Genomic DNA, 18,799 nt, shown 5'->3' on the forward strand with positions numbered 1-18,799 from the left:
GAGGGCTTCGCGGGCGTGCGGAATCGCGCCGCGGGCAGGCCCCGGCACGGGCGAGGGTGAAATGCGCCCTCAACCCGGCAAGGTCAAGTTTCGCCCCCCTTTTTGTTGCTTCCCGTGACATCGGGGCGCTTGAATGCGCCCAGTCACAGAGCGCCGCCACAGGCGCCCAGGGAGGAAAAGGATGAGCCAGAACCTGGCCATGACCGTGAACGGCCGCAACGTCACCGTCACCGTCGACGATCCCGACATGCCGCTGCTCTACGCGCTCCGCAACGAGCTCGGCCTGACCGGCCCGCATTTCGGCTGCGGTCTCGGGCAGTGCGGTGCCTGCACCGTGCATCTCGACGGCGAGGCCGCGCGCAGCTGCGTGATGCCGGTCGCCTCGGCCGCCGGGAAAACCATCGTGACGCTGGAGGGCCTCGGCACGCCCGAGCGCCCGCACAAGCTGCAGCAGGCCTTCATCGCCGAGCAGGCGGTCCAGTGCGGCTACTGCGCCAATGGCATGATCATGCAGTCCGCCGCCTTCCTGGCGAAGACGCCGCGGCCCACCGAGGCGCAGGTGAGGGAGGAGCTGGTCAACAATATCTGTCGCTGCGGCACCCATCCTCGCGTCGTGGCCGCCGTGATGCGCGCCGCGGCGCAAGGCTGAGGGAGGGCAGGGACATGAACGCCATCAGCATGGACCGCCGCTCCTGGCTCAAGGCCAGCGGTGCGCTCGTCGTCGGCTTCGCGGCCGGCCTCCCCAACCCCGCCGCGGCCTGGACGGAGAAGCCCGTCGCGGGCGACCAGGTCGCCTCCTTCCTGGCGATCGACCAGGAGGGCAACGTCACCGTCTATGTCGGCAAGGTCGACCTCGGGACCGGCGTGCGCACCGGCTTCATGCAGATCGCCGCCGAGGAGCTGGACGTCCCGCTCGCCCGCATCCGCGTGGTCGAGGGCGACACGGCGCTGACGCCGGACCAGGGCGCCACCTACGGCTCGCTCTCCATCCAGGTGGGCGGCGTGGCCCTGCGCGCGGCCGCCGCCACCGCCCGGCGCGAGCTGCTCTCCCGCGCCGCCGAGCGCCTCGGCGTGCCCGTCGCGGGGGTGGGCGTGCAGGACGGCGTGGTGGTCGCCCCCACCGGCCGCGTCTCCTATGCCGAGCTGGTCCGCGCCGGCGGGCTGGAGCTGAAGGTGGACACGGCGGCGCCCATCAAGCCGCCCAATGCCCGCCGCATCGTCGGCCGGACGGTTCCGCGCGTGGACATCCCGGACAAGGTCTTCGGCCGTCCCGGCTACGTCCACGATTTCAAGGTGGCGGGCATGCTGCACGGCCGCCCGGTGCGCCCGCCGCAGATGGGCGCGACCGCCGAGGCCGTGGATGAATCCAGCATCGCCCACATCCCCGGCATCGTCCGCGTGGTGCACCAGGGCGCCTTTGTCGGCGTCGTGGCGGAGAACGAATGGTCCGCCATCAAGGCCGCGCGCGACCTCAAGGTGCGCTGGTCCTCCTGGGCGGGCCTGCCCGACCAGGCGAAGATCTGGGAGCACGTCCGCACCAGCGCGATCGCCCAGGCCCAGGTCACGCAGGAGCGCGGCGACCCGGCCGCGGCCATGGCCGGCGCGGCGAAACGCCTGTCGGCCAGCTACGACTTCGCCATCCACACCCACGGCTCTATGGGGCCTTCCTGCGCCGTCGCGGAGTTCAAGGACGGAAGGCTGACGAGCTGGTCCGCCAGCCAGGCCACGCACAATCTCCGCAAGCAGCTTGCGATGATGCTGGCCATGCCGGTGGATCAGGTGCGCTGCATCTACCTGGAGGGCGCCGGCTGTTACGGCCGCAACGGCCATGAGGACGCCGCGGCCGACGCGGCGCTGCTCGCCAAGGCCGTCGGCCGCCCTGTCCGCGTGCAGTGGATGCGCGCCGACGAGCACGGCTGGGATCCCAAGGGCCCGCCGCATCTCGTAGACCTGCAGGCCGGGCTGGATGCTGCCGGCAACATCGTCGGCTGGCAGAGCGAGGCCTTCATTCCCAAGGGCGCCGGCGGCAATGTGGACCTCACCGCTGCCGAGCTCTCCGGCGCGCCGCGCGAGTCCATCCAGAGCCCCGGCAACATCGTCCACAACTTGGCGCTGCCCTATGCGATGCCGGCGGTGAAGACCACCTGCCAGCGCCTGGAGACCACGCCGTTCCGCCCGAGCTGGATCCGCACGCCGGGGCGCATGCAGAACACCTTCGCCAATGAATCCTTCCTCGATGAATGCGCGGCCGAGGCGAAGGTGGACCCGATCGACTACCGCCTCCGCCTGCTCCCGCCCGAGGAGACCCGTGGCCGCGAGGTGCTGGAGCGCGTGGCGCGGCTGGCCAACTGGCAGAAGCGCCCGAGCCCGCAGCGCGACCTCACCGGCGACTGGGTGACCGGCCGCGGCGTCACCTACTGCAAGTACGAGCTGATCCGCACCTACATTGCCGGCGTCGCCGAGGTCTCGTTGAACCGCGGCACCGGCGAGATCCGGGTCACGCGCTTCTTCTGCACGCATGACTGCGGCCAGATCATCAACCCGGACGGGGTGAAGGCTCAGGTCGAGGGCAACATCATCCACACCCTCAGCCGCACCCTCTTCGAGGAGCTGACCTACGACCGCGGCGCCGTGACCAGCCTCGATTGGGGCAGCTACCGCGTCATCGCCTTCCCGGAGGTGCCTGACATCACCATCGAGCTCATCGATCGCCCCGCCGAGGCCCCCTGGGGCGCCGGCGAGCCGGCCGCGGCCATCGTGCCCTCGGCCGTCTCCAACGCGGTCTTCGACGCGACGGGGGTGCGGATGCGCTCGGTGCCCTTCCTGCCCACGAAGTTCAAGGCGGCCGCGCAAAGCACCTGACGGCAACCCGACCGGCCGCTCGGGCATTCTCCATCCGACAGACAATGCCGGATGGAGGATACCCCATGGCTCGCAAGACACTCTTGGCGCTCGGCGCCCTCTGCGCAATTTCTGGCGCCGCGCTGGCGCAGCAGCCCGTCGCCTATCGCTGGGCCACCGGCTACGGTCAGGGCGTGCTGCAGGCGATGATCCGATCGCCCGACGAATCCTATGTCGCCTTCAACTGCTCGAACGGGCAGTTCCAGCAGGGGCCGACGATCTCGGTCGAGGCGCACGGCCGCTCGCTGGACGGGCCGAAGACGCTGCAGCTCGTGGTGGACGGGCAGAACTACAGCATGCCCCTGCTCAACGGCGTGGTGAACGGCAACCAGCGTGGCTCGGGTGTTCTCGAATCCGCGCGGGCCATCTCGGCCAGCAGCGCCCAGAGCTTCACCGCCGAGGTTCCCGAGATCAACTGGCGGCAGGAGTTCTCGCTCGGCAACGCCCGCAATGTGCTGCTCGAGCCGTCGGGCGGCACGATCGTGGAGCGCTGCTCGGTTCGATGACGGCGCCGGGGGGCTCGGCCCCCCGATGCCGCGACGGCTACTTGAGGTGGGCGGCGATGTACTTGTTCATCTCGAACATCGTCACCTTGTCCTTGCCAAAGACCTTCTTGAGCTTGTCGTCGGCCAGGATTTCGCGCTTGTTCTCGGGGTTCTGCAGCTTGTGGGCCTTGATGTATTCCCACATCTTCGAGACCACCTCGCCGCGGGCGATCTTCGCCGTGCCGACCACCGCGCCGAGCTCGGCCGAGGGCGTCAGCGGCTGCTGAAGGGCGTTAGGCTTCCCGGACGGCGCGGCCTTCGCCTTGGCGGGGGTGGCAGCCTTGGCCTTCGGGGCCGGCTTCTTCTCTGGCGTCTTGGTGGGCATCGACTCGCTCCAGTTGGGTTGAGATGGCGACAGGCCGGCAAGGGGACCGGGTTCCGGGACCGTCAACGCCCCCGGCATGCCATCGTTTCACGCGCCGCGGGAAGGGAAATCTCCTCGATTCGCGGCCTGAATCCTGGACCTCCGGCGCATCGGCCGGCAATCGAATTCGCCCGGAGGCGCATTTCCGTCCAGGATCGGGGCAATGCTCCTCGCCCTCGCCATCTTCGCCACGCAGCTCCTGACCATCATCCGCGTGCTGCTCCGGCCGCATCGGGACCCGGCCTCGCGCATCTCCTGGATCGCCGTGGTGCTCGGGCTGCCGATCGTGGGCGTGGTTGGCTACATCCTGCTCGGCGAGACCAGCATCGGCCGGCGCCGCGCCGACCGGGTGCGCCGGGCGCTGGAAACGCTGCCGCCCCCGGCCACCACGCCGGCGCCGGAAATTCCCCCGCGGCACCGGCCGCTCTTCCAGGTGGGGCAGTCGATCAGCGGCTACCCGCCGATCGGCGGCAACACCGCGCGGCTGTCGGCGGATTCCAACGCCGCCATCACTGCGCTGGTGGAGGACATCGACGCCGCGACGGCGCATGTTCACCTGCTCTTCTACATCTGGCTGCCCGACCATAATGGCCTGCGGGTCGTGGACGCCCTGCGCCGCGCGGCCGGGCGCGGCGTGGCCTGCCGCGCCATGGTGGACGACATCGGCTCGAGCGCGCTGGTGCGGACGGCGCACTGGGAGGCGATGGCGGCCTCGGGCATCCGGCTCTCGCGGGCGCTGCGCGTGGGATTTCCGCTGCTGCGCCCGCTGAACGGCCGCATCGACCTGCGCGACCATCGCAAGATCGCCGTCATCGACAACCGCATCACCTGGGCCGGCAGCCAGAACTGCGCCGACCCCGAATTCCTGGTGAAGGCGAAGTTCGCGCCCTGGGTGGACGTGATGATGCGCTTCGAGGGGCCGGTCGCGCTGCAGAACCAGCACCTCTTCGCCAGCGACTGGATGGCCTGGCGGGGGGAGGATATCAGCGCGCTGCTGCTGGACCCGCCGGAGTTCGCGGTCGGGGGCTTCGCCGCCCAGGTGATCGCGAGCGGGCCGACCGTGCGCAACTCGGCCATGCCCGAGATCTTTCAGACGCTGATCTACGGCGCGCGGCGCGAGCTCGTCGTCACCACGCCCTACTACGTGCCGAACGGCGCGCTGCACGCGGCGCTCTGCGCGGCGGGCTATCGCGGGGTGGCCGTGACGCTGGTGGTGCCCGAGCGCAACGACAACTGGGCCGTGGCGGCCGCCAGCCGCAGCTACTACGCCGACCTGCTGGAGGCCGGCGTGCGGCTGCTGGAATACCCGGACGGGCTGCTGCACGCGAAGACGCTGACCCTGGACGGCGAGGTGACGCTGATCGGCTCGGCGAACATGGACAGGCGCAGCTTCGACCTGAACTATGAGAACAATATCCTGCTGCACGACCGCGCGACCACGACGGAGGTGCGGGAGCGGCAGGAGAGCTACATCGCGGCGAGCCGACTTGTGACGCCCGCGGAGGTGGCCGCGTGGCCGGCCTGGCGGCGGCTGTGGAACAACACGGTGGCGGTGCTCAGCCCGCTGCTTTAGGGGGCCGGGCGTCATAGCCAGCAAGCAGATGGGGCCGAGGAGGTTGCGCCGCGGGTGGCCCTGGGGCGCGGCGGCGAGGGCGAGCAGCGGGTGTTCCCAGAAGCCTTCAAGGGTGAGGCGCCGGATAGTAACGGGAGATGGTGTCGGGCTTGCCGTGGGGCTCGGGGAGATCACGCCAGGGGCCGTCTTGGCGGCGACGCGGAGATGGGTCGAGCCGGGCGCGGAGGTCGCAGGGGCGGCCGCGCCCGCTGTCGGGGAGATGGGGCAGGATGGCCTGCCATTCCGCATCGGAGAGAAGGTTGTGGGGAAGGCGGAGGGGAGCAGCCGTCCATTTATATGGGAATAATCTAGGAAGCGCTTCGGCCGAACCCGCCCCACATCACCCTCGCCTCTCGGTCCCCTCCACGGGGATCATCTCCACAGGTGTCACCTCCACGCGCACGACGCCTTGCCGGATCATGTCGAGGCGCTCGGCCAGGCTGCGGCTCATGTCGACGATGCGGCCAGGGGTGAAGGGCCCGCGATCCTCGACGGTCGCCGTTTCCGACCGGCCGTTCTCGAGGTTGGTGATCCTCACTACCGTCCCGAACGGCAAGGTCCTGTGCGCGATCGTGGCCCTTCGCGGATCGAAGCGCGTTCCGAAGGCCGTCCGCCGGCCGGTGAAATGCGCCGCGTAGTACGAGGCCCGGCCAATCTGGGGATACGAGCCTTGGCCGAGCCGGGGCGCGTACCCGGTTCCGGTCGCCGGGAGAGAGGAGGCCTCGGCGGAGGGATCGCCGGGCTCTCCATTCGGCTGCTCCGTCGCGGGGCCGGCGCTGGCGACGGGTTGCGACGCGCATCCCATTGTCATCGAACCCAGGCCAAGCACCGCGCAGCTGGCGGCCAACCGCCAGCCGGCGCGCCGCATCAGCCACTGCCTCCGATCAGCCTCCGTGTCGACGAAGCATCGATGATGGAAGTGGGGCGAATCTGCGACGAATGGCGTAGGCACTCCATGGAAGGCCTCCCTTGCTTCTTCCAGTGCTCTGCCAAGCACGCGCCGAGCGTCCTACAGGTCCAGTGGGCAGGTCCGGTGGGGAGCGCGGCAGTAGAGGCGAACGACGGAGGTCCGTCGAAGGCAGAGCGATGACGTGGCCCTGCCTTGCTATATGCCACAGCAAATAGCAAGGCCCGGCATAGGGGGCGGAATGCGCCACGACCGCCCTATTCCTGCCGCAATTTTTGGGTCGCACAGCGCGCCGGGCGCAAATGGTTTCTTCGCGGGTGCCCTATAAGTCAGCCAGGAGCCGTCAGTATTGGCTCTCGACTTCCCCGCTATCCTCGCACCTGCATCTCGTCCAGCCGCACCGCGACGCTTGCCGCATGCGCGCCGAGCCCTTCTGCCTCCGCGAGCTTCACCGCCGCCGGCCCGATCGCCCGCAGCCCGTGCGGCTCGGCCTGCACCCAGGTCGTGCGCTTAAGGAAGTCGAACACCGACAGCCCCGAGGAGAACCGGCTGCTGCGCCCGGTGGGCAGCACGTGGTTCGGCCCGGCCACGTAGTCGCCGATCGCCTCGGGCGTGTGCCGGCCGAGGAAGGCCGCGCCCGCGTGCCGGATCTTGCCGAACACCGCGCGCGGGTCGTCCAGCATGATCTGCAGGTGCTCGGGCGCGAGGCGGTTGGCCAGCGCGCAGGCCTCGTCCCAGTCGCGCACCAGGATCACTGCGCCGTGCCGCGCCCAGCTCTCGCCGGCGATGGCGCGGCGGGGCAGGGCGATCAGCGCCTTCTCGACCTCGCGGATCACCGCGGCGGCGAAATCCGCGTGGTCGGTGATGAGGATGGATTGCGCGGCCTCGTCGTGCTCGGCCTGGGCCAGCAGGTCCATGGCGACATGGGCGGGGTCGTTGGTCGCGTCGGCCAGGACCAGAACCTCGGAGGGGCCGGCGATGCTGTCGATACCGACGCGGCCGAAGACCTGGCGCTTGGCCTCGGCCACATAGGCGTTGCCGGGGCCGACGATGCGGTCCACGGGCGCGAGGCTTTCGGTCCCCCAGGCCAGCGCTGCCACGGCCTGGGCGCCGCCGGCGCGCCAGACCTCGGTCACGCCCGCGCGTCGGGCCGCGGCCAGCACCAGCGGCTTCAGCACGCCGCCCGGGGTCGGCACCACCATCGCAACGCGGCCCACGCCGGCGACGCGGGCGGGCAGGGCGTTCATCAGCACGGAGGAGGGGTAGGCCGCCTTGCCACCGGGCACGTAGAGGCCGACGGCGTCCAGCGCGTTCCAGCGCATCCCCAGCGCCACGCCGTCCGTGCCGGGGAGCTCGATGTCGGCGGGCAATTGCGCGCGGTGAAACGCCTCGATGCGGGTCGCGGCCAGGTCGAGCGCGGCCATCAGCTCCGGCTCGATGCTCTCTACGGCCTCGTCGATCTGCTCCGGCGTCACGCGCAATGCGGTGATGTCGTTGGGCACCCAACCGTCGAAGCGCGCGGTGAGGCGCAGCAGCGCGGCGTCGCCCTCGGCGCGGACCTCGGCGATAATGGCGGAGACGGCGCCGTCCACGCGGGAAGTGGTCTCGCGCGCATCGTCCAGCAGGGCCTGGAAGCGGGTCTCGAACTCGGCCTGGGCCGTGGAGAGGATTTCCATGGTCAGGCGGTGGCCAGCGCCGCGCGGAAGCGCGCGATCCAGGCCGCGATCTCCTCGGGACGCGTCTTCAGCGCCGTGCGGTTCACGATGAGGCGCGAAGTGACGTTTGCGATCACCTCCGTCTCCACGAGGCCGTTGGCCTTCAGCGTCGAGCCCGTCTGCACGAGGTCCACGATGACGCGCGAGAGGCCGAGCGACGGCGCCAGCTCCATCGCGCCGTTGAGGTGCACCACCTCCGCCTGCACGCCGCGCGCGGCGAAGTGGCGGCGGGCGATGTTGGGGTACTTGGTGGCCACCGCGATGCGCGACCAGCGCGAGGGATCGTCGAGCCCCGCCGTCGCCACCTGCTCGGCCACCGAGACGCGGCAGCGGCCGATGCCGAGGTCGAGCGGCGCGTAGATCTGGTCGGTCTCGTATTCCATCAGCACGTCGGCGCCGCAGACGCCGATATGAGCCGCGCCATGGGCCACGAAGGCCGCGACGTCGAAGGGCCGCACGCGGATGACGTCGAGCGCGGGCTCGTTGGTCTCGAAGCGCAGGCGGCGGCTGTCCTCGTCCTCGAAATCCGCGGCGGGGGTGATGCCGACGCGGGCGAGGACGGGCCTCAGCTCGGAGAGGATACGGCCCTTGGGCAGGGCCATGACGAGGCCGGTGCCCACATCGGACTCGGTCAGCGACAGGGGCAGGTCCATCAGTTGGCCAGCCTTTCGATCTTCGCCCCCACCGCCGCGAGCTTCTGCTCGACATGCTCGTAGCCGCGGTCGAGGTGGTAGACGCGGTTGACGATGGTCTCGCCCTCGGCGGCGAGGCCCGCGAGGATGAGGCTCACCGAGGCGCGGAGGTCCGTGGCCATCACGGGCGCGCCGGAGAGTTTCGGAACGCCGCGCACGATGGCGGAGCTGCCGTGGAAGTTGATGCGGGCGCCCATGCGCATGAGCTCGGGCACATGCATGAAGCGGTTCTCGAAGATGGTCTCGGTGATCATCGAGGCGCCCTCGGCGACGGTCATGAGCGCCATGAACTGGGCCTGCATGTCGGTCGCGAATCCCGGAAAGGGCTCGGTCATCACGTCGGCGCCGCGCAGCCCGTTGAGCCGGCTGACGGTGAGGCCGGAATTGGTCTCGGCGACATCCACACCCGAATCCCTGAGCACGCGGGCAACGGAGCCGAGGTGCTCCAGCCGGGCGCCTTCGAGGTGCAGCTGGCCGCCGGTGATGGCGGCGGCGCAGGCATAGGTGCCGGCCTCGATGCGGTCGGGGACGATGGGGTGCGTCGCGGGGAGGAGGCTGGCGCCGCCCTCGATGCGGAGGCGGTCGGTGCCGATGCCCTCGATCCGCGCGCCCATGCGCATGAGGCACATGGCGAGGTCGGTGATCTCGGGCTCGCGGGCGGCGTTGACCAGCTCGGTCTCGCCCTCGGCGAGGCAGGCGGCCATGAGCAGGTTTTCCGTGGCGCCGACGCTGACCTGGGGGAAGATGATCTTCGCGCCGCGCAGCTTGCCCTGGGGCGCGCGGGCCTCGATGTAGCCGGCGGTGATCTCGATCTCGGCGCCGAGCTGCTCCAGCCCCTTGATGTGCAGGTCCACCGGCCGCGTGCCGATGGCGCAGCCGCCGGGCAGCGAGACGCGGGCCTGGCCATAGCGGGCCAGCAGCGGGCCGAGCACCAGCACCGAGGCGCGCATCTTGCGCACGATGTCGTAGGGCGCTTCCAGGTTGGTCGCGGCGCCCGACAGGGTCAGCGTGCGGGCCGTCTTGTCGTGCTCCACCGTGAGCCCGTGCTGGACGAGCAGCGCGCGCATGGTGGCGATGTCGGCGAGGTCGGGCGCGTTGGTGAGCACCAGCGGCCCGTCGGCCAGCAGGGCGGCCGCCATCAGCGGCAGGGTCGCGTTCTTGGCGCCGGAGATGGGGACCGTGCCGTTGAGCGGGACGCCGCCCCGGATCCGGATGCGGTCCATCAGAGCTTCGGCAGGGCGACGCCCCGCTGTCCCATGTATTTGCCCGCGCGGTCGGCGTAGCTCACTTCGGGGGCGCTCTCGCCCTTCAGGAACAGGAACTGGCAGATCCCCTCATTGGCGTAGACCTTGGCCGGAAGCGGCGTGGTGTTGCTGATCTCGATGGTCACCTGGCCCTCCCATTCGGGCTCCAGCGGGGTGACGTTCACGATCAGGCCGCAGCGGGCGTAGGTCGACTTGCCCAGGCAGATCACCAGGATGTCGCGCGGGATCTTGAAGACCTCGATCGTGTGGGTCAGCACGAAGGAATTGGGCGGGATGATGCAGACCGGGCCCTGCCTCGTGACGAAGCCGGTCTCGGAGAAGGCCTTGGGGTCGACGATGGCGTTGTCGACGTTCGTGAAGACCTTGAAGACATCCGCCGCGCGCGCGTCGTAGCCGTAGGAGGAGAGGCCGAAGGAGATCACCCCCTCGCGCTTCTGGGCCTCGACGAAGGGCGAGATCATGCCTTGCTCCGTCGCCATGCGGCGGATCCAGTGGTCGGGCATGATCGGCATCAGGGGTCCTTGCTGTCAGCGGGGTCCTTGCGGGAGGCCGGTCTAGCCTCTTCCGCCGTGGTGCGTCCATCGGTGGGCTCGGGGGGCTGCTTTGCGTCGTCGGCGCGGGCATCCTGGCGTCCCCTGGCCTGGACCTTCCGTTTCCGCAGGTTGGCCCGCAGCGCCGCGGCCAGCCGGGCCTCCCGGTCGGCGGTCACGGCGCGGCGTGGTCGCGGCACCAGGCGGCGACCTCGGCATGGGTGGCGAACCAGCAACCGCCTTTCGCCTTGGCATGTTCGATCACCTTCTCCAGCACGGGCATGCGGCTGCGATGGCCGGTGTAGTGGGGGTGCATGGTGAGGAGGAACAGCCCGCCCTCCTCCCAGGCGCCGTCCAGTTCGGCGAGGAAGATTTCCGTGACCGCCGAGGGCGGCGTGTACGGCCGGAGGGCGGAAAAACGGTTCATGTTGAAATAGACCGCGTCGTCGCGGATCCATTCCGGCGGCAGCTCGACGATGCCGGTGGGCACGCCGTCGGCGACCAGCTCGTAGGGGTCGTCGTCGGCCATCAGGCTGCTGTCGTAGAGCAGCCCCATCTCCCGGATGATATCGAGCGTGCGCAGCGAAAAGTCCCAGCTCGCGGTCCGCATGCCGACGGGGCGCTGGCCCGTCACCTTCTCCAGCGCGTCCCTGGCCCGGAAGGCGAGGTCGCGCTCGGCCTCGTAGGGGAGCGCGGTGTTGCGCTCGTGGATCCAGGAGTGGATGCCGATCTCGTGCCCCTCCTCGGCCACGCCGCGCGCCTCGTCCGGATAGAGCAGCGCCGAGACGGCCGGGTAGAAGAAGCTGGCCTTCACCCCCTCGCGTGCCAGCAGCCGGCGGATGCGCGGCATGGCCTGGCGGTTGCCGTACTGCCCCTGGCTGATCCGCATGGGGCTCTCGTCGCCGTCGCGCAGCGGGATGGTGTCGTGATCGGCGTCGAAGGAGAGGGCGACGGCGCAACGCGCGCCGTCCGGCCAATGGGTGGGCTTGAGCGACCGCCCGGCGCGGGCGCGGCCGGTGATGCGGCGCCAGGTGGGCTCCGGCCAGGTCCAGGGCTCGCCCTCGGGATGGTTGGTGGACGTCAAATCTCGATCCCCCGCGGTTGCGCGTTGCGTCGCGCGGGTGATTGTTAGCGCCGAAACGATCCGCGCCGGAAGGACACCGCCATGACCGATCCCCTCGATTTCACCGGCCGCACCGTCGCCGTCACGGGGGCCGCCATGGGCTTCGGCCGCGCCATCGCGCGCAGCTTTTCCAAGCGCGGCGCGAAGGTCTTCGCCACCGACGTGGACGCGGCCGGGCTGACGGAGACCGCCCAAGGTTCATCAGGGCGCCATCCCATGACAGTCCAGGCCTTCGACCTGACCGACCGCGCGCTGGCCGCCGGCTGGATCGCGGAGGTGGAGGACGCCGCGGGCAAGGCCATCGACATCCTCGTGAACAACGCCGGCGGCATGCGTGGCCAACGCGGCAAGCCGGTGGAGCAGGTCACCGACGAAGAGTGGGATTCGATCTTCGACCTCAACGTGGACGCCAGCTTCGTGACCATCCGCGCGGCCGCGCCGGCGATGAAGCAGGCAGGGGCGGGGCGCATCGTCAACCTGGCCTCGGGCGCGGCCTTCAAGCCCTCGCGCACGCGCATCCAGGCCTATTGCAGCGCCAAGCACGCGGTGCTCGGCCTGACGCGGCAGATGGCGATGGAGCTCGGCCCCTTCGGCATCACCGTGAACGCGGTGGCGCCCGGCCTGGTGCTCACCGACGCCGACAAGCAGGACAACTGGGACACGCTCACCCAGGAGCGCCGCGACGCCACGCTGGCGGGCATCGCGCTGGGACGGCTGGGCGCGGCGCAGGACATCGCGGACGCGGTGATGTTCTTCGCCTCGCCACTCGCGGGCTTCGTCAGCGGCCAGATGCTGCCGGTGAACGGGGGCTCCTTCTAGCTAGGCCTGCGCCAGCTTCACGCTGCCCAGGAACAGCGTCCCGGCGTTGTAGAGGCACAGGCCCAGCCCCACGAGGATCAGCAGCGCGCCGAGCGCGTTGCCCAGGAACATGGTCGAGACGATCCCGCCGATCACGATCAGCAGCGGCGTGATCACCAGGTACTTCACGGCGCCGGCCACGACGCCCATCAGGCCCATGGTGAACTTCCGGCCGGTCGCCGGGTACTTCACGCCCAGCACGATCGGCGTGCGGAAGAAGTGCCAGTGGACGTAGAGGATGGCCTCCTCGCCCGGGTCCAGCAGGTCGTAGATGTCGCGGCTGCAGGCCACCTTGCGCAGCACCGTGTCGCCGATCTGGATGACCGAGATCAGCCCGCCCACGCGCACGTTGCCGCCCACGATCATGTCGGAATCCTTGCCGCCGATGCGCTTCAGGATGCCCCGGTACTCTTGCATGGCCTTGCTTCCCCTCGTTGCTGCCAGGGGCGGATGCTGCGGCGACGGGGTGCCGCGCGTCGCCTGCCAAACGGGAGGGGACGGCTCCCCGAGTCAAAGGGGCCCGGGCCAAAAGCCCTGGCGGGGGTTGGCGCCGAAGGTGGGACAACCGAGGGGGGCGGAGCCCTCTCGCTACCGCCTGGGCAGGGTCGCCACGCTCCGGGCCAGCAGCGCGACCAGCTCCGCCTGCCTTCCCGTGCCGGTCTTGGCGAGGATGCTCTTCAGGTGCCAGCGTGCGGTGCCCGGCCCGATGCCCTGCCGTCGCGCCGCCTCCTCGATGTCCAGCCCGGCGCCCAGGCTGGCGGCGATGGCCGCCTCGGTCCGCGTGAGACCGAAGAGGTCCCGCAGCAGGTCGGCGCGCGGCCCGCCGCGCTCGGGATCGCGCAGGAAGACCAGCACGAGCGGCCGCAGGCTGGCATAAGCCATCCGCCCCGGCCGCATCGGCGCCGCGGTCAGCGTCAGGGGCGGGCGGTCCGCCCGGGGGATGCCGAGTGCCGCCGCCCCGGCCGGGTCGTGCAGCACGGCCTCCAGCCGTGCCAGCACCGCCGGCGGGTGCGCGGCGAGGCGGCCGTTCCGCACGCCCAGCCCGGCGCCTTCGACGAGGATGGCGTCCGCCTCGGCATTGGCGTGGAGGATGCGGCCGGCCTGGTCCAGCACCAGCACGCCGGTGTCCAGCCGGTTCATCGCGTCGAGGCTTGCCGCCTGCACCAGCGCCGCGTCGGCGAGGCGCTGCCCGATCTCCAGCGCGCGCCGCAGGTGTGGCAGCAGCAGCGCCACCTTGCGCTGCTCGGCCTCCGCGAAGGCCCCCGCGTCGAAGGGGCGATGAACGCCGATCACGCCGATGGCGCCGTCGCCGACGGGGAACACCGCGCCCACCATGTGGTGGATGTCGAGCTGCCGGAGCCATTCCTGGTAGAAGCTGCTGCGCCGCTGCTCCTCCGGATCGACCAGGGCGTCGCCGGTCACGACGCGCGAGGGGCCGTGGGCGATGGAGCGCTCCACCCAGAGGTCGCGCCGGTGCCAGTCCTCCGCCCAGCTCCGCAGGCGATCGGGGACGAGGAGGTTCTCGGTCGTCTCCAGGAGCTGGAAGCGCGCCGAGCCGCCATGCAGCTTGATGACCGTGCTGGTGGAGCCGAAGGCGCCGGCGATGCGCGAGGCCATGCCGGACCAGAGGCGGGGATCGGCGGCCGCATCGTAGAGATGGCCGATCAGCTCCAGGAGCTGGAGGTCAGGCACGGCGGCCAGCGGGCCGCGGCCGGGTTCCGGAAAGTCGCAAGGCCAGCCCCTCCGATGGAAGTTCCGTCCCCGTGATGTCCCGGCGTCGCCTCCGGTGCCGGAGGCGCTCGAAACCTATGGGAAAAGGCGGACCGTTGCCAGAGCGGAATCAGCTGCCCTGCAGGCCCGCATGCGGCGGGCGGGCGTGCCGGCCCCGATTCTCAGTCCGCGTAGTCCGGCTGGGTCCGGTCGAGCACGCGCTTCAGCGCGGCGAAGTGGTACTCCGGCCCCGACATCGCCATGGTCGGGTCCTTCCACCCGGCCTGCGCCCGCATCTTCTCCAGCACCTCCTCCTTCACGAAGCGGCGGCGCTGGCCGGTCCACATGGAGAACATCTGGGTGCGGCAGGCGCGCTCGAGATAGTAGAGCCGGTGATAGGCCTGGGCGACGTTCCTGCCCGTCACCACCACGCCGTGATTGGCGAGCATCAGGATCGGCTTGCCGTCCATGAGCGCGGCCATGCGCGCGCCCTCGTCGTGCTCGTGCGCGAAGCCGTTGTAGTCGTAGTCGTAGGCGATGCGGTTGTTGAACTGCAGCGCGCTCTGGCCCGTCATCTCGATGGTCATGTCCTCGAGCTGCGAGATCGCCGTGCAGTAGGGCATGTGCGTGTGCAGCACGCATTCGGCGCCGGTGATCTCATGGATCGGCGCGTGGATGCAGATGGCGCTGCGGTCGGCGGGGCCGGTGCCCTCGATCACCTCGCCGTCATAGGCGACCTCGATGAGGTTGCTCGCCGTCACCTCGGTCCAGTGCAGGCCGTAGGCGTTGAGGTAGAAGCGGCCGGGGCGGCCGGGCACCATCAAGGTGAAGTGGTTGTCGATGGCCTCGTGGAAGTCGTGCGTCACGGCCAGCCGATGCGCGGCCGCCATGTCGATGCGTGCCTGCCGGCGCTCGGCTTCCAGGAGGTCGGCGGGGGTGTGGGTGATGGTGTCCATGGGCTGCTCCATCTGGGCGCGGTCTCGCGACGAGGGCCGGCGCGTCGCTTCGGGCGATGATGTCGTCCATGAACCCATGCGCCGGCCCGGAACGCAACCCGGATTCCCTCGGAATCGCCCCGATTCCGGCAGCTGGGGCCTCGTTCAGGGCCGGTGCAGGAAGCTGTTGAGCCCGAAGAACGCGCCGAGATAGTAGGGCCCGAGGGTCCAGGCGGCCGCCCACAGCGCCGCACCCAGGGCATTCGCCGCCACGAAATGCGGCCAGGGCATCGCCATGGAGCCGGCGACCACGCCGTTCAGCTGCCGCAGCAGCACCACGAAGCGTGCGCCCAGGACGATCCACGCGCCCCGCCGGCGGAACAGCTCCTCCAGCTTCTCCAGCCGCTCGGGCGTGAGGCGGACCAGCCAGCCGTAGCGCCGCAGCAGCGGCCGCCCGCCGACCCGGCCGATCACATAGCCCGTGCTGTCGCCCAGCACGGCCGCGGCCCAGACGACGGCCAGCAGGTGGAAGACCGAGAACTCGCCATGGATCGCGAGGACGGAGGCGCCGATCAGCGCGCTCTCGCCCGGCAGCGGCAGGCCGAGCGATTCCAGGTAGATCAGGCCGAAGATCGCGAAGAGCCCATAGGCCGCGAGATAGGCCTCGATCTGCGCCGCGCTCGCATGGAGGAATGGCATGGCGGCGATCCTGCCGGGGCAGGGCACCCTTGCCCAGCCCGGCCGCCTCAGCCCCGCAGCGGCCAGCGCCCGAGCATGTCGTGCCGCCGCTGGCCGACATGGCTGTGGATGAAGGCGAATTCGCGGGCCACCAGCGGGATCGGGTCGACCTCCAGCTCCCGCTCGATGTCGCGGTCCCAGGTCATGGTGACATGCGGCGTGCCGAAGCCGTGTGGCCGCGCGTGGAGCCCGGTGGCGCCCACGGCCAGGCTGATGCGGCGCTGCAGGGCGACGAAGGATTCGCTGCCCCGGCAACCGGTCAAAACGAGCGGCTTGGCCGTCCGGCGGTTGCGGAAGCTGAGGACCCGGTCGAGCTCGATCGTGAAGGGTGGAGCCGTGACGGCGTCCGCGGCGCCGCGGGCGCGGTCCACCAGCTCTGGTGCCGGCGGCTCGTCGGAGGAAGCGACGGGAAAGAGCGTCAGATGGAGCTGCTCCGGGGCGACGGGGCGCTCGCGCAGGTCGAAGGTCCGGCTCAGCTCCGACCGCATGGCCAGGACGCTCCCGGTCGCCGCCGCGTCCAGCCGGACCGCGAAGAACAGGTTGTGCCGGAAGCGCCGCGGCTCCGGCGGCTTCGACGATCCCGGCGGTCTCGGCGGCCCGGGCGGCCCCGCCGGCACCTCGAAGCCGTCGAACCAAAGTTGCCCGGGGACCCGAGCCTGCCAGCTGGACATGATCGTTCGCCTTATATGTTCACGGTATGTTCTGATCGGCATATAGGCCGATCACCCCCCGGAGTCCATCCGGCAACCGTCCCGGAGAGCCTTCACCAGCAGGTCGCGGGCGAACACAATCCGCGGCTGCCGCAGCGCGGCCCAGACGAGGTTGTAGGTGTTCTCGGGCCGGACGACCGGCGCGGGAATCTCCACGAGTTCGCCCGCGTCGCGCCGGCGTGCGGTCAGGTAGGCCGGCGGCACCGACCAGCCGAGCACAGGCAGAGCAGGGCGCTCAGCACGCCGAGGTCCGGCGCCGTCGCCGCCGGGATGCGGCTCGGCGGCGGAAGCCCATTCACGGCCTGCTGAACAAGTAGATCGCCTATCGCCTCAGCCTCAGCGAGTTCACCGTGAAGCTTCACCGCGGCCGCCTGATGCGGAAGATGAGCGCCCGCTCCGTGGCCGACCTCGTGCGGATGGCGGACTGGCGGCGCGATCTCCCGCGTCAGAACTCGTAGCGCAGCAGCCGCCCGAGCTTCCCCAGCCCCGGCACCATCCGGAAGACCCGCACCGCCCAGCGCGCCGCCAGCGACATCCGGGCGACCTGCGCGGGGTCATAGCCCTCGGGGTCATAGGCCAGGATCTCCTGCGCCAGCCGCAGGCGCGGGACCTGGCGCTCGATCTCGCCGGGGTCCTCCAGGAACCAGTGCAGCTCGGCGCCGGTCGCGCGGATCGCGGGGTTGTTGCGGATCATCCAGAGGCCAAGCCGGCCGTAGGCGTCGAAACCCACCTCGCCGGAGGGCGGCCCGGCCGTCACGCGGTCGAGCAGGGGCAGCACCTCGGCCGCGGGGACGTAGGGCAGCAGCCCCTCGGCCAGGACGAGGCGCGGGAGGTCCGCGGGAATCTGGGCGAGCCAGCCGGGCTCGGTCACGGAGGTGCCGATCGCCCGGCAGTGGCGGCGCACGGGGTAGAGGCGGTGGCGGAGCGCGATGACCTCGGGGTAGTCCACCTCGAACCAGTGCACGCCCGGCCCGGGGTGGATGCGGAAGACCCGGCTGTCCAGCCCGCAGCCGAGATGCAGCACCACCGCCTCAGGGTGGCGGGCGAGGAAGGCGCGCGTCCAGCCGTCGAGGATGTGGGAGCGGAGGGCGAGGGCGATCATCAGGTCGTGGTCGACGCGCAGCTTCGGGAAGTCGTAGTCGATGCGCGCGACGGCCCCGGCGGCGAAATGGTCGTGCAGGAGGGAGTCGGGCAGGCGGCTCTCGCCGGCCTTGGCGACGAGGGTGAGGAGGAGGGTCTCCTTCTCGCCGGTGAGCGTGACCTTCTCGGATGGCATGCGCGGCATTCTGCGCCTTGGGAAGAGCGCGGGATACGTTTGGCTGAAGCCCGGCCCGAAGATGGGCTATGGGACCATCCGGATGGTCAGGAGGTGGGCATGAATGCGATCAGTCTGGCGGAGGCCAGGGCGCATCAGAGAGAACTGATCGATCGGATCGAGGCGGGCGATTCCGTCGAGATCACCCGGCGCGGCAGGCCGGTCGCGCGGCTCACCTCGGTCGCCCGGCCGTGCAAGCCGGTCGATGCGGCCAGGCTCCAGGCCCTGACGGCCAGCCTGCCACCCCAGGCGCAGGTGGCCGCCGATCTAGTGCGGGCGATGCGGGAGGAGGACCACTTCTGAGGCTCTTCTCGCCATGTCGCTGATCGTTGCGGCGCGGCCTCACGAGGCCGATGGCATCATCGAGCAGGTCGCCGGGGATGGCGGAGAAGCGCAGGACGGCGGGGTGCTCGCCGGGGCGGGCGAAGAGGTCCTGGGCGTATTCAGGCGGGAGGCCCGGGAGGATGGTGAGGGTGGCGTCGATCAGGCCGTGGCTCTTGGCGTGGCCGTCATCGGCGGCGGTGGTTTGGAGGAAGAATGCGAGGTTGTGTTGAAGTGGGTTAGAACGCGAGCATCACCATAGAGTTCTCCTTCATTATAGGGAGGAATGAACAATGCTCATACGAATCTATTTTTCTTCAAAATCATGTATTCAAAATAATCTTTTATTTATGTCGCTCACAGAGTTGGGGCCGCCTCGTCGATCGCTTGGAGTTGTCGCTATACTAAAAGTGTAACGATCGTCGCCTCGAAAAATTAACTTAAAATGCTTTCCATCTTCGCTAAGCTCAAAACCGATACCCTCTAATGCTCGACGGATTCCAGCATTCATACCATCATATTTACTGAGTGCATTTTTTACTCGATCTCGCATGCGCG

The 18,799-nt window shown here is 70.0% G+C and carries 22 protein-coding genes; 8 read left to right on the forward strand and 14 right to left on the reverse strand.

The annotated features are described in order from the left end of the window. Positions 1 to 181 precede the first annotated feature (181 nt). The 3 genes from AC1ROY_RS16935 (at position 182) to AC1ROY_RS16945 (ending at position 3,407) form a co-directional block, all read left to right on the forward strand. Positions 182 to 649 carry a (2Fe-2S)-binding protein gene (locus AC1ROY_RS16935; RefSeq protein ID WP_493150030.1) on the forward strand — a complete coding sequence of 156 codons (468 nt, stop codon included), beginning with the start codon at positions 182 to 184 and terminating at the stop codon, positions 647 to 649. 14 nt (positions 650 to 663) lie between these two features. Further along, positions 664 to 2,862, forward strand: a complete 2,199-nt coding sequence (locus AC1ROY_RS16940; protein ID WP_493150031.1) for a xanthine dehydrogenase family protein molybdopterin-binding subunit — start codon at positions 664 to 666, stop codon at positions 2,860 to 2,862. A 65-nt stretch (positions 2,863 to 2,927) separates the two neighbouring features. Further along, complete coding sequence (locus AC1ROY_RS16945; RefSeq protein WP_493150032.1) at positions 2,928 to 3,407, forward strand: YfjT/YkfB family phage-associated protein; 480 nt, start codon at positions 2,928 to 2,930, stop codon at positions 3,405 to 3,407. 37 nt (positions 3,408 to 3,444) lie between these two features. On the opposite strand, the gene AC1ROY_RS16950 is transcribed toward AC1ROY_RS16945, so the two are convergent. After that, on the reverse strand, positions 3,445 to 3,771 hold the full coding sequence (locus AC1ROY_RS16950; RefSeq protein ID WP_493150033.1) for an SWIB/MDM2 domain-containing protein: 327 nt from the start codon (positions 3,769 to 3,771) through the stop codon (positions 3,445 to 3,447). Positions 3,772 to 3,973: 202 nt separating this feature from the next. Between AC1ROY_RS16950 and cls the strand changes: the two genes are divergently transcribed. After that, positions 3,974 to 5,383: a cardiolipin synthase gene (gene cls / locus AC1ROY_RS16955; protein ID WP_493150034.1), complete on the forward strand. Its 1,410-nt coding sequence runs from the start codon at positions 3,974 to 3,976 to the stop codon at positions 5,381 to 5,383. Between the two features lie 379 nt (positions 5,384 to 5,762). On the opposite strand, the gene AC1ROY_RS16960 is transcribed toward cls, so the two are convergent. The 6 genes from AC1ROY_RS16960 to AC1ROY_RS16985 all read right to left on the reverse strand — a co-directional run bounded on the left by AC1ROY_RS16960 (position 5,763) and on the right by AC1ROY_RS16985 (position 11,615). Continuing rightward, positions 5,763 to 6,290, reverse strand: coding sequence for a septal ring lytic transglycosylase RlpA family protein (locus tag AC1ROY_RS16960; protein WP_493150035.1), 528 nt, complete (start codon positions 6,288 to 6,290; stop codon positions 5,763 to 5,765). Between the two features lie 407 nt (positions 6,291 to 6,697). After that, positions 6,698 to 8,005, reverse strand: coding sequence for a histidinol dehydrogenase (gene hisD, locus AC1ROY_RS16965; RefSeq protein WP_493150036.1), 1,308 nt, complete (start codon positions 8,003 to 8,005; stop codon positions 6,698 to 6,700). Between the two features lie 2 nt (positions 8,006 to 8,007). After that, a complete protein-coding gene (gene hisG, locus AC1ROY_RS16970; RefSeq protein WP_493150037.1) occupies positions 8,008 to 8,697 on the reverse strand; it encodes an ATP phosphoribosyltransferase in 690 nt (229 codons plus the stop codon). Next, complete coding sequence (gene murA / locus AC1ROY_RS16975) at positions 8,697 to 9,959, reverse strand: UDP-N-acetylglucosamine 1-carboxyvinyltransferase (protein WP_493150038.1); 1,263 nt, start codon at positions 9,957 to 9,959, stop codon at positions 8,697 to 8,699. Before murA ends, hisG begins: the two co-directional genes overlap by 1 nt. Beyond that, entirely contained in the window at positions 9,959 to 10,513 is a 555-nt protein-coding gene (gene dcd / locus AC1ROY_RS16980; protein ID WP_493150039.1) for a dCTP deaminase, read from the reverse strand. The genes murA and dcd overlap by 1 nt, the downstream gene beginning before the upstream one ends. Positions 10,514 to 10,706: 193 nt before the next feature. Further along, positions 10,707 to 11,615: a polysaccharide deacetylase family protein gene (locus AC1ROY_RS16985; protein WP_493150040.1), complete on the reverse strand. Its 909-nt coding sequence runs from the start codon at positions 11,613 to 11,615 to the stop codon at positions 10,707 to 10,709. Positions 11,616 to 11,696: 81 nt separating this feature from the next. Here AC1ROY_RS16985 and AC1ROY_RS16990 point away from each other — a divergent pair, with 81 nt between their 5' ends. Further along, entirely contained in the window at positions 11,697 to 12,473 is a 777-nt protein-coding gene (locus AC1ROY_RS16990) for an SDR family NAD(P)-dependent oxidoreductase (protein ID WP_493150041.1), read from the forward strand. Here AC1ROY_RS16990 and AC1ROY_RS16995 read toward each other — a convergent pair whose 3' ends face one another. The 6 genes from AC1ROY_RS16995 to AC1ROY_RS17020 form a co-directional block, all read right to left on the reverse strand. Then, positions 12,474 to 12,929: a hypothetical protein gene (locus tag AC1ROY_RS16995; RefSeq protein WP_493150042.1), complete on the reverse strand. Its 456-nt coding sequence runs from the start codon at positions 12,927 to 12,929 to the stop codon at positions 12,474 to 12,476. A 171-nt stretch (positions 12,930 to 13,100) separates the two neighbouring features. Further along, entirely contained in the window at positions 13,101 to 14,204 is a 1,104-nt protein-coding gene (locus AC1ROY_RS17000; protein ID WP_493150043.1) for a helix-turn-helix transcriptional regulator, read from the reverse strand. Between the two features lie 200 nt (positions 14,205 to 14,404). Then, complete coding sequence (locus tag AC1ROY_RS17005; RefSeq protein WP_493150044.1) at positions 14,405 to 15,178, reverse strand: class II aldolase/adducin family protein; 774 nt, start codon at positions 15,176 to 15,178, stop codon at positions 14,405 to 14,407. Positions 15,179 to 15,322: 144 nt separating this feature from the next. Then, positions 15,323 to 15,856: a DedA family protein gene (locus AC1ROY_RS17010; RefSeq protein WP_493150045.1), complete on the reverse strand. Its 534-nt coding sequence runs from the start codon at positions 15,854 to 15,856 to the stop codon at positions 15,323 to 15,325. A gap of 47 nt (positions 15,857 to 15,903) precedes the next feature. Continuing rightward, a complete protein-coding gene (locus tag AC1ROY_RS17015) occupies positions 15,904 to 16,566 on the reverse strand; it encodes a 2'-5' RNA ligase family protein (protein WP_493150046.1) in 663 nt (220 codons plus the stop codon). A 51-nt stretch (positions 16,567 to 16,617) separates the two neighbouring features. Next, complete coding sequence (locus AC1ROY_RS17020) at positions 16,618 to 16,824, reverse strand: hypothetical protein (RefSeq protein ID WP_493150047.1); 207 nt, start codon at positions 16,822 to 16,824, stop codon at positions 16,618 to 16,620. 98 nt (positions 16,825 to 16,922) lie between these two features. Here AC1ROY_RS17020 and AC1ROY_RS17025 point away from each other — a divergent pair, with 98 nt between their 5' ends. Further along, positions 16,923 to 17,063 carry a LuxR C-terminal-related transcriptional regulator gene (locus AC1ROY_RS17025; RefSeq protein WP_493150207.1) on the forward strand — a complete coding sequence of 47 codons (141 nt, stop codon included), beginning with the start codon at positions 16,923 to 16,925 and terminating at the stop codon, positions 17,061 to 17,063. Here the strand turns inward: AC1ROY_RS17025 and AC1ROY_RS17030 are convergent. Then, a complete protein-coding gene (locus AC1ROY_RS17030; RefSeq protein ID WP_493150048.1) occupies positions 17,051 to 17,881 on the reverse strand; it encodes a class I SAM-dependent methyltransferase in 831 nt (276 codons plus the stop codon). The two genes, AC1ROY_RS17025 and AC1ROY_RS17030, sit on opposite strands and share 13 nt — an antisense overlap. Before the next feature lie 99 nt (positions 17,882 to 17,980). Here AC1ROY_RS17030 and AC1ROY_RS17035 point away from each other — a divergent pair, with 99 nt between their 5' ends. Together AC1ROY_RS17035 and AC1ROY_RS17040 are read left to right on the forward strand one after the other, a co-directional pair. Continuing rightward, the gene (locus AC1ROY_RS17035) at positions 17,981 to 18,223 is read left to right on the forward strand and encodes a type II toxin-antitoxin system Phd/YefM family antitoxin (RefSeq protein ID WP_493150049.1); all 243 of its coding nucleotides are present in this window, start codon (positions 17,981 to 17,983) and stop codon (positions 18,221 to 18,223) included. A gap of 13 nt (positions 18,224 to 18,236) precedes the next feature. Next, positions 18,237 to 18,503 (forward strand): hypothetical protein, encoded by a 267-nt coding sequence (locus tag AC1ROY_RS17040; protein ID WP_493150050.1) that lies wholly within the window; start codon positions 18,237 to 18,239, stop codon positions 18,501 to 18,503. Positions 18,504 to 18,799 lie beyond the last annotated feature (296 nt).

Source organism: Roseococcus sp. GW821-FHT12F05 (assembly GCF_058806835.1).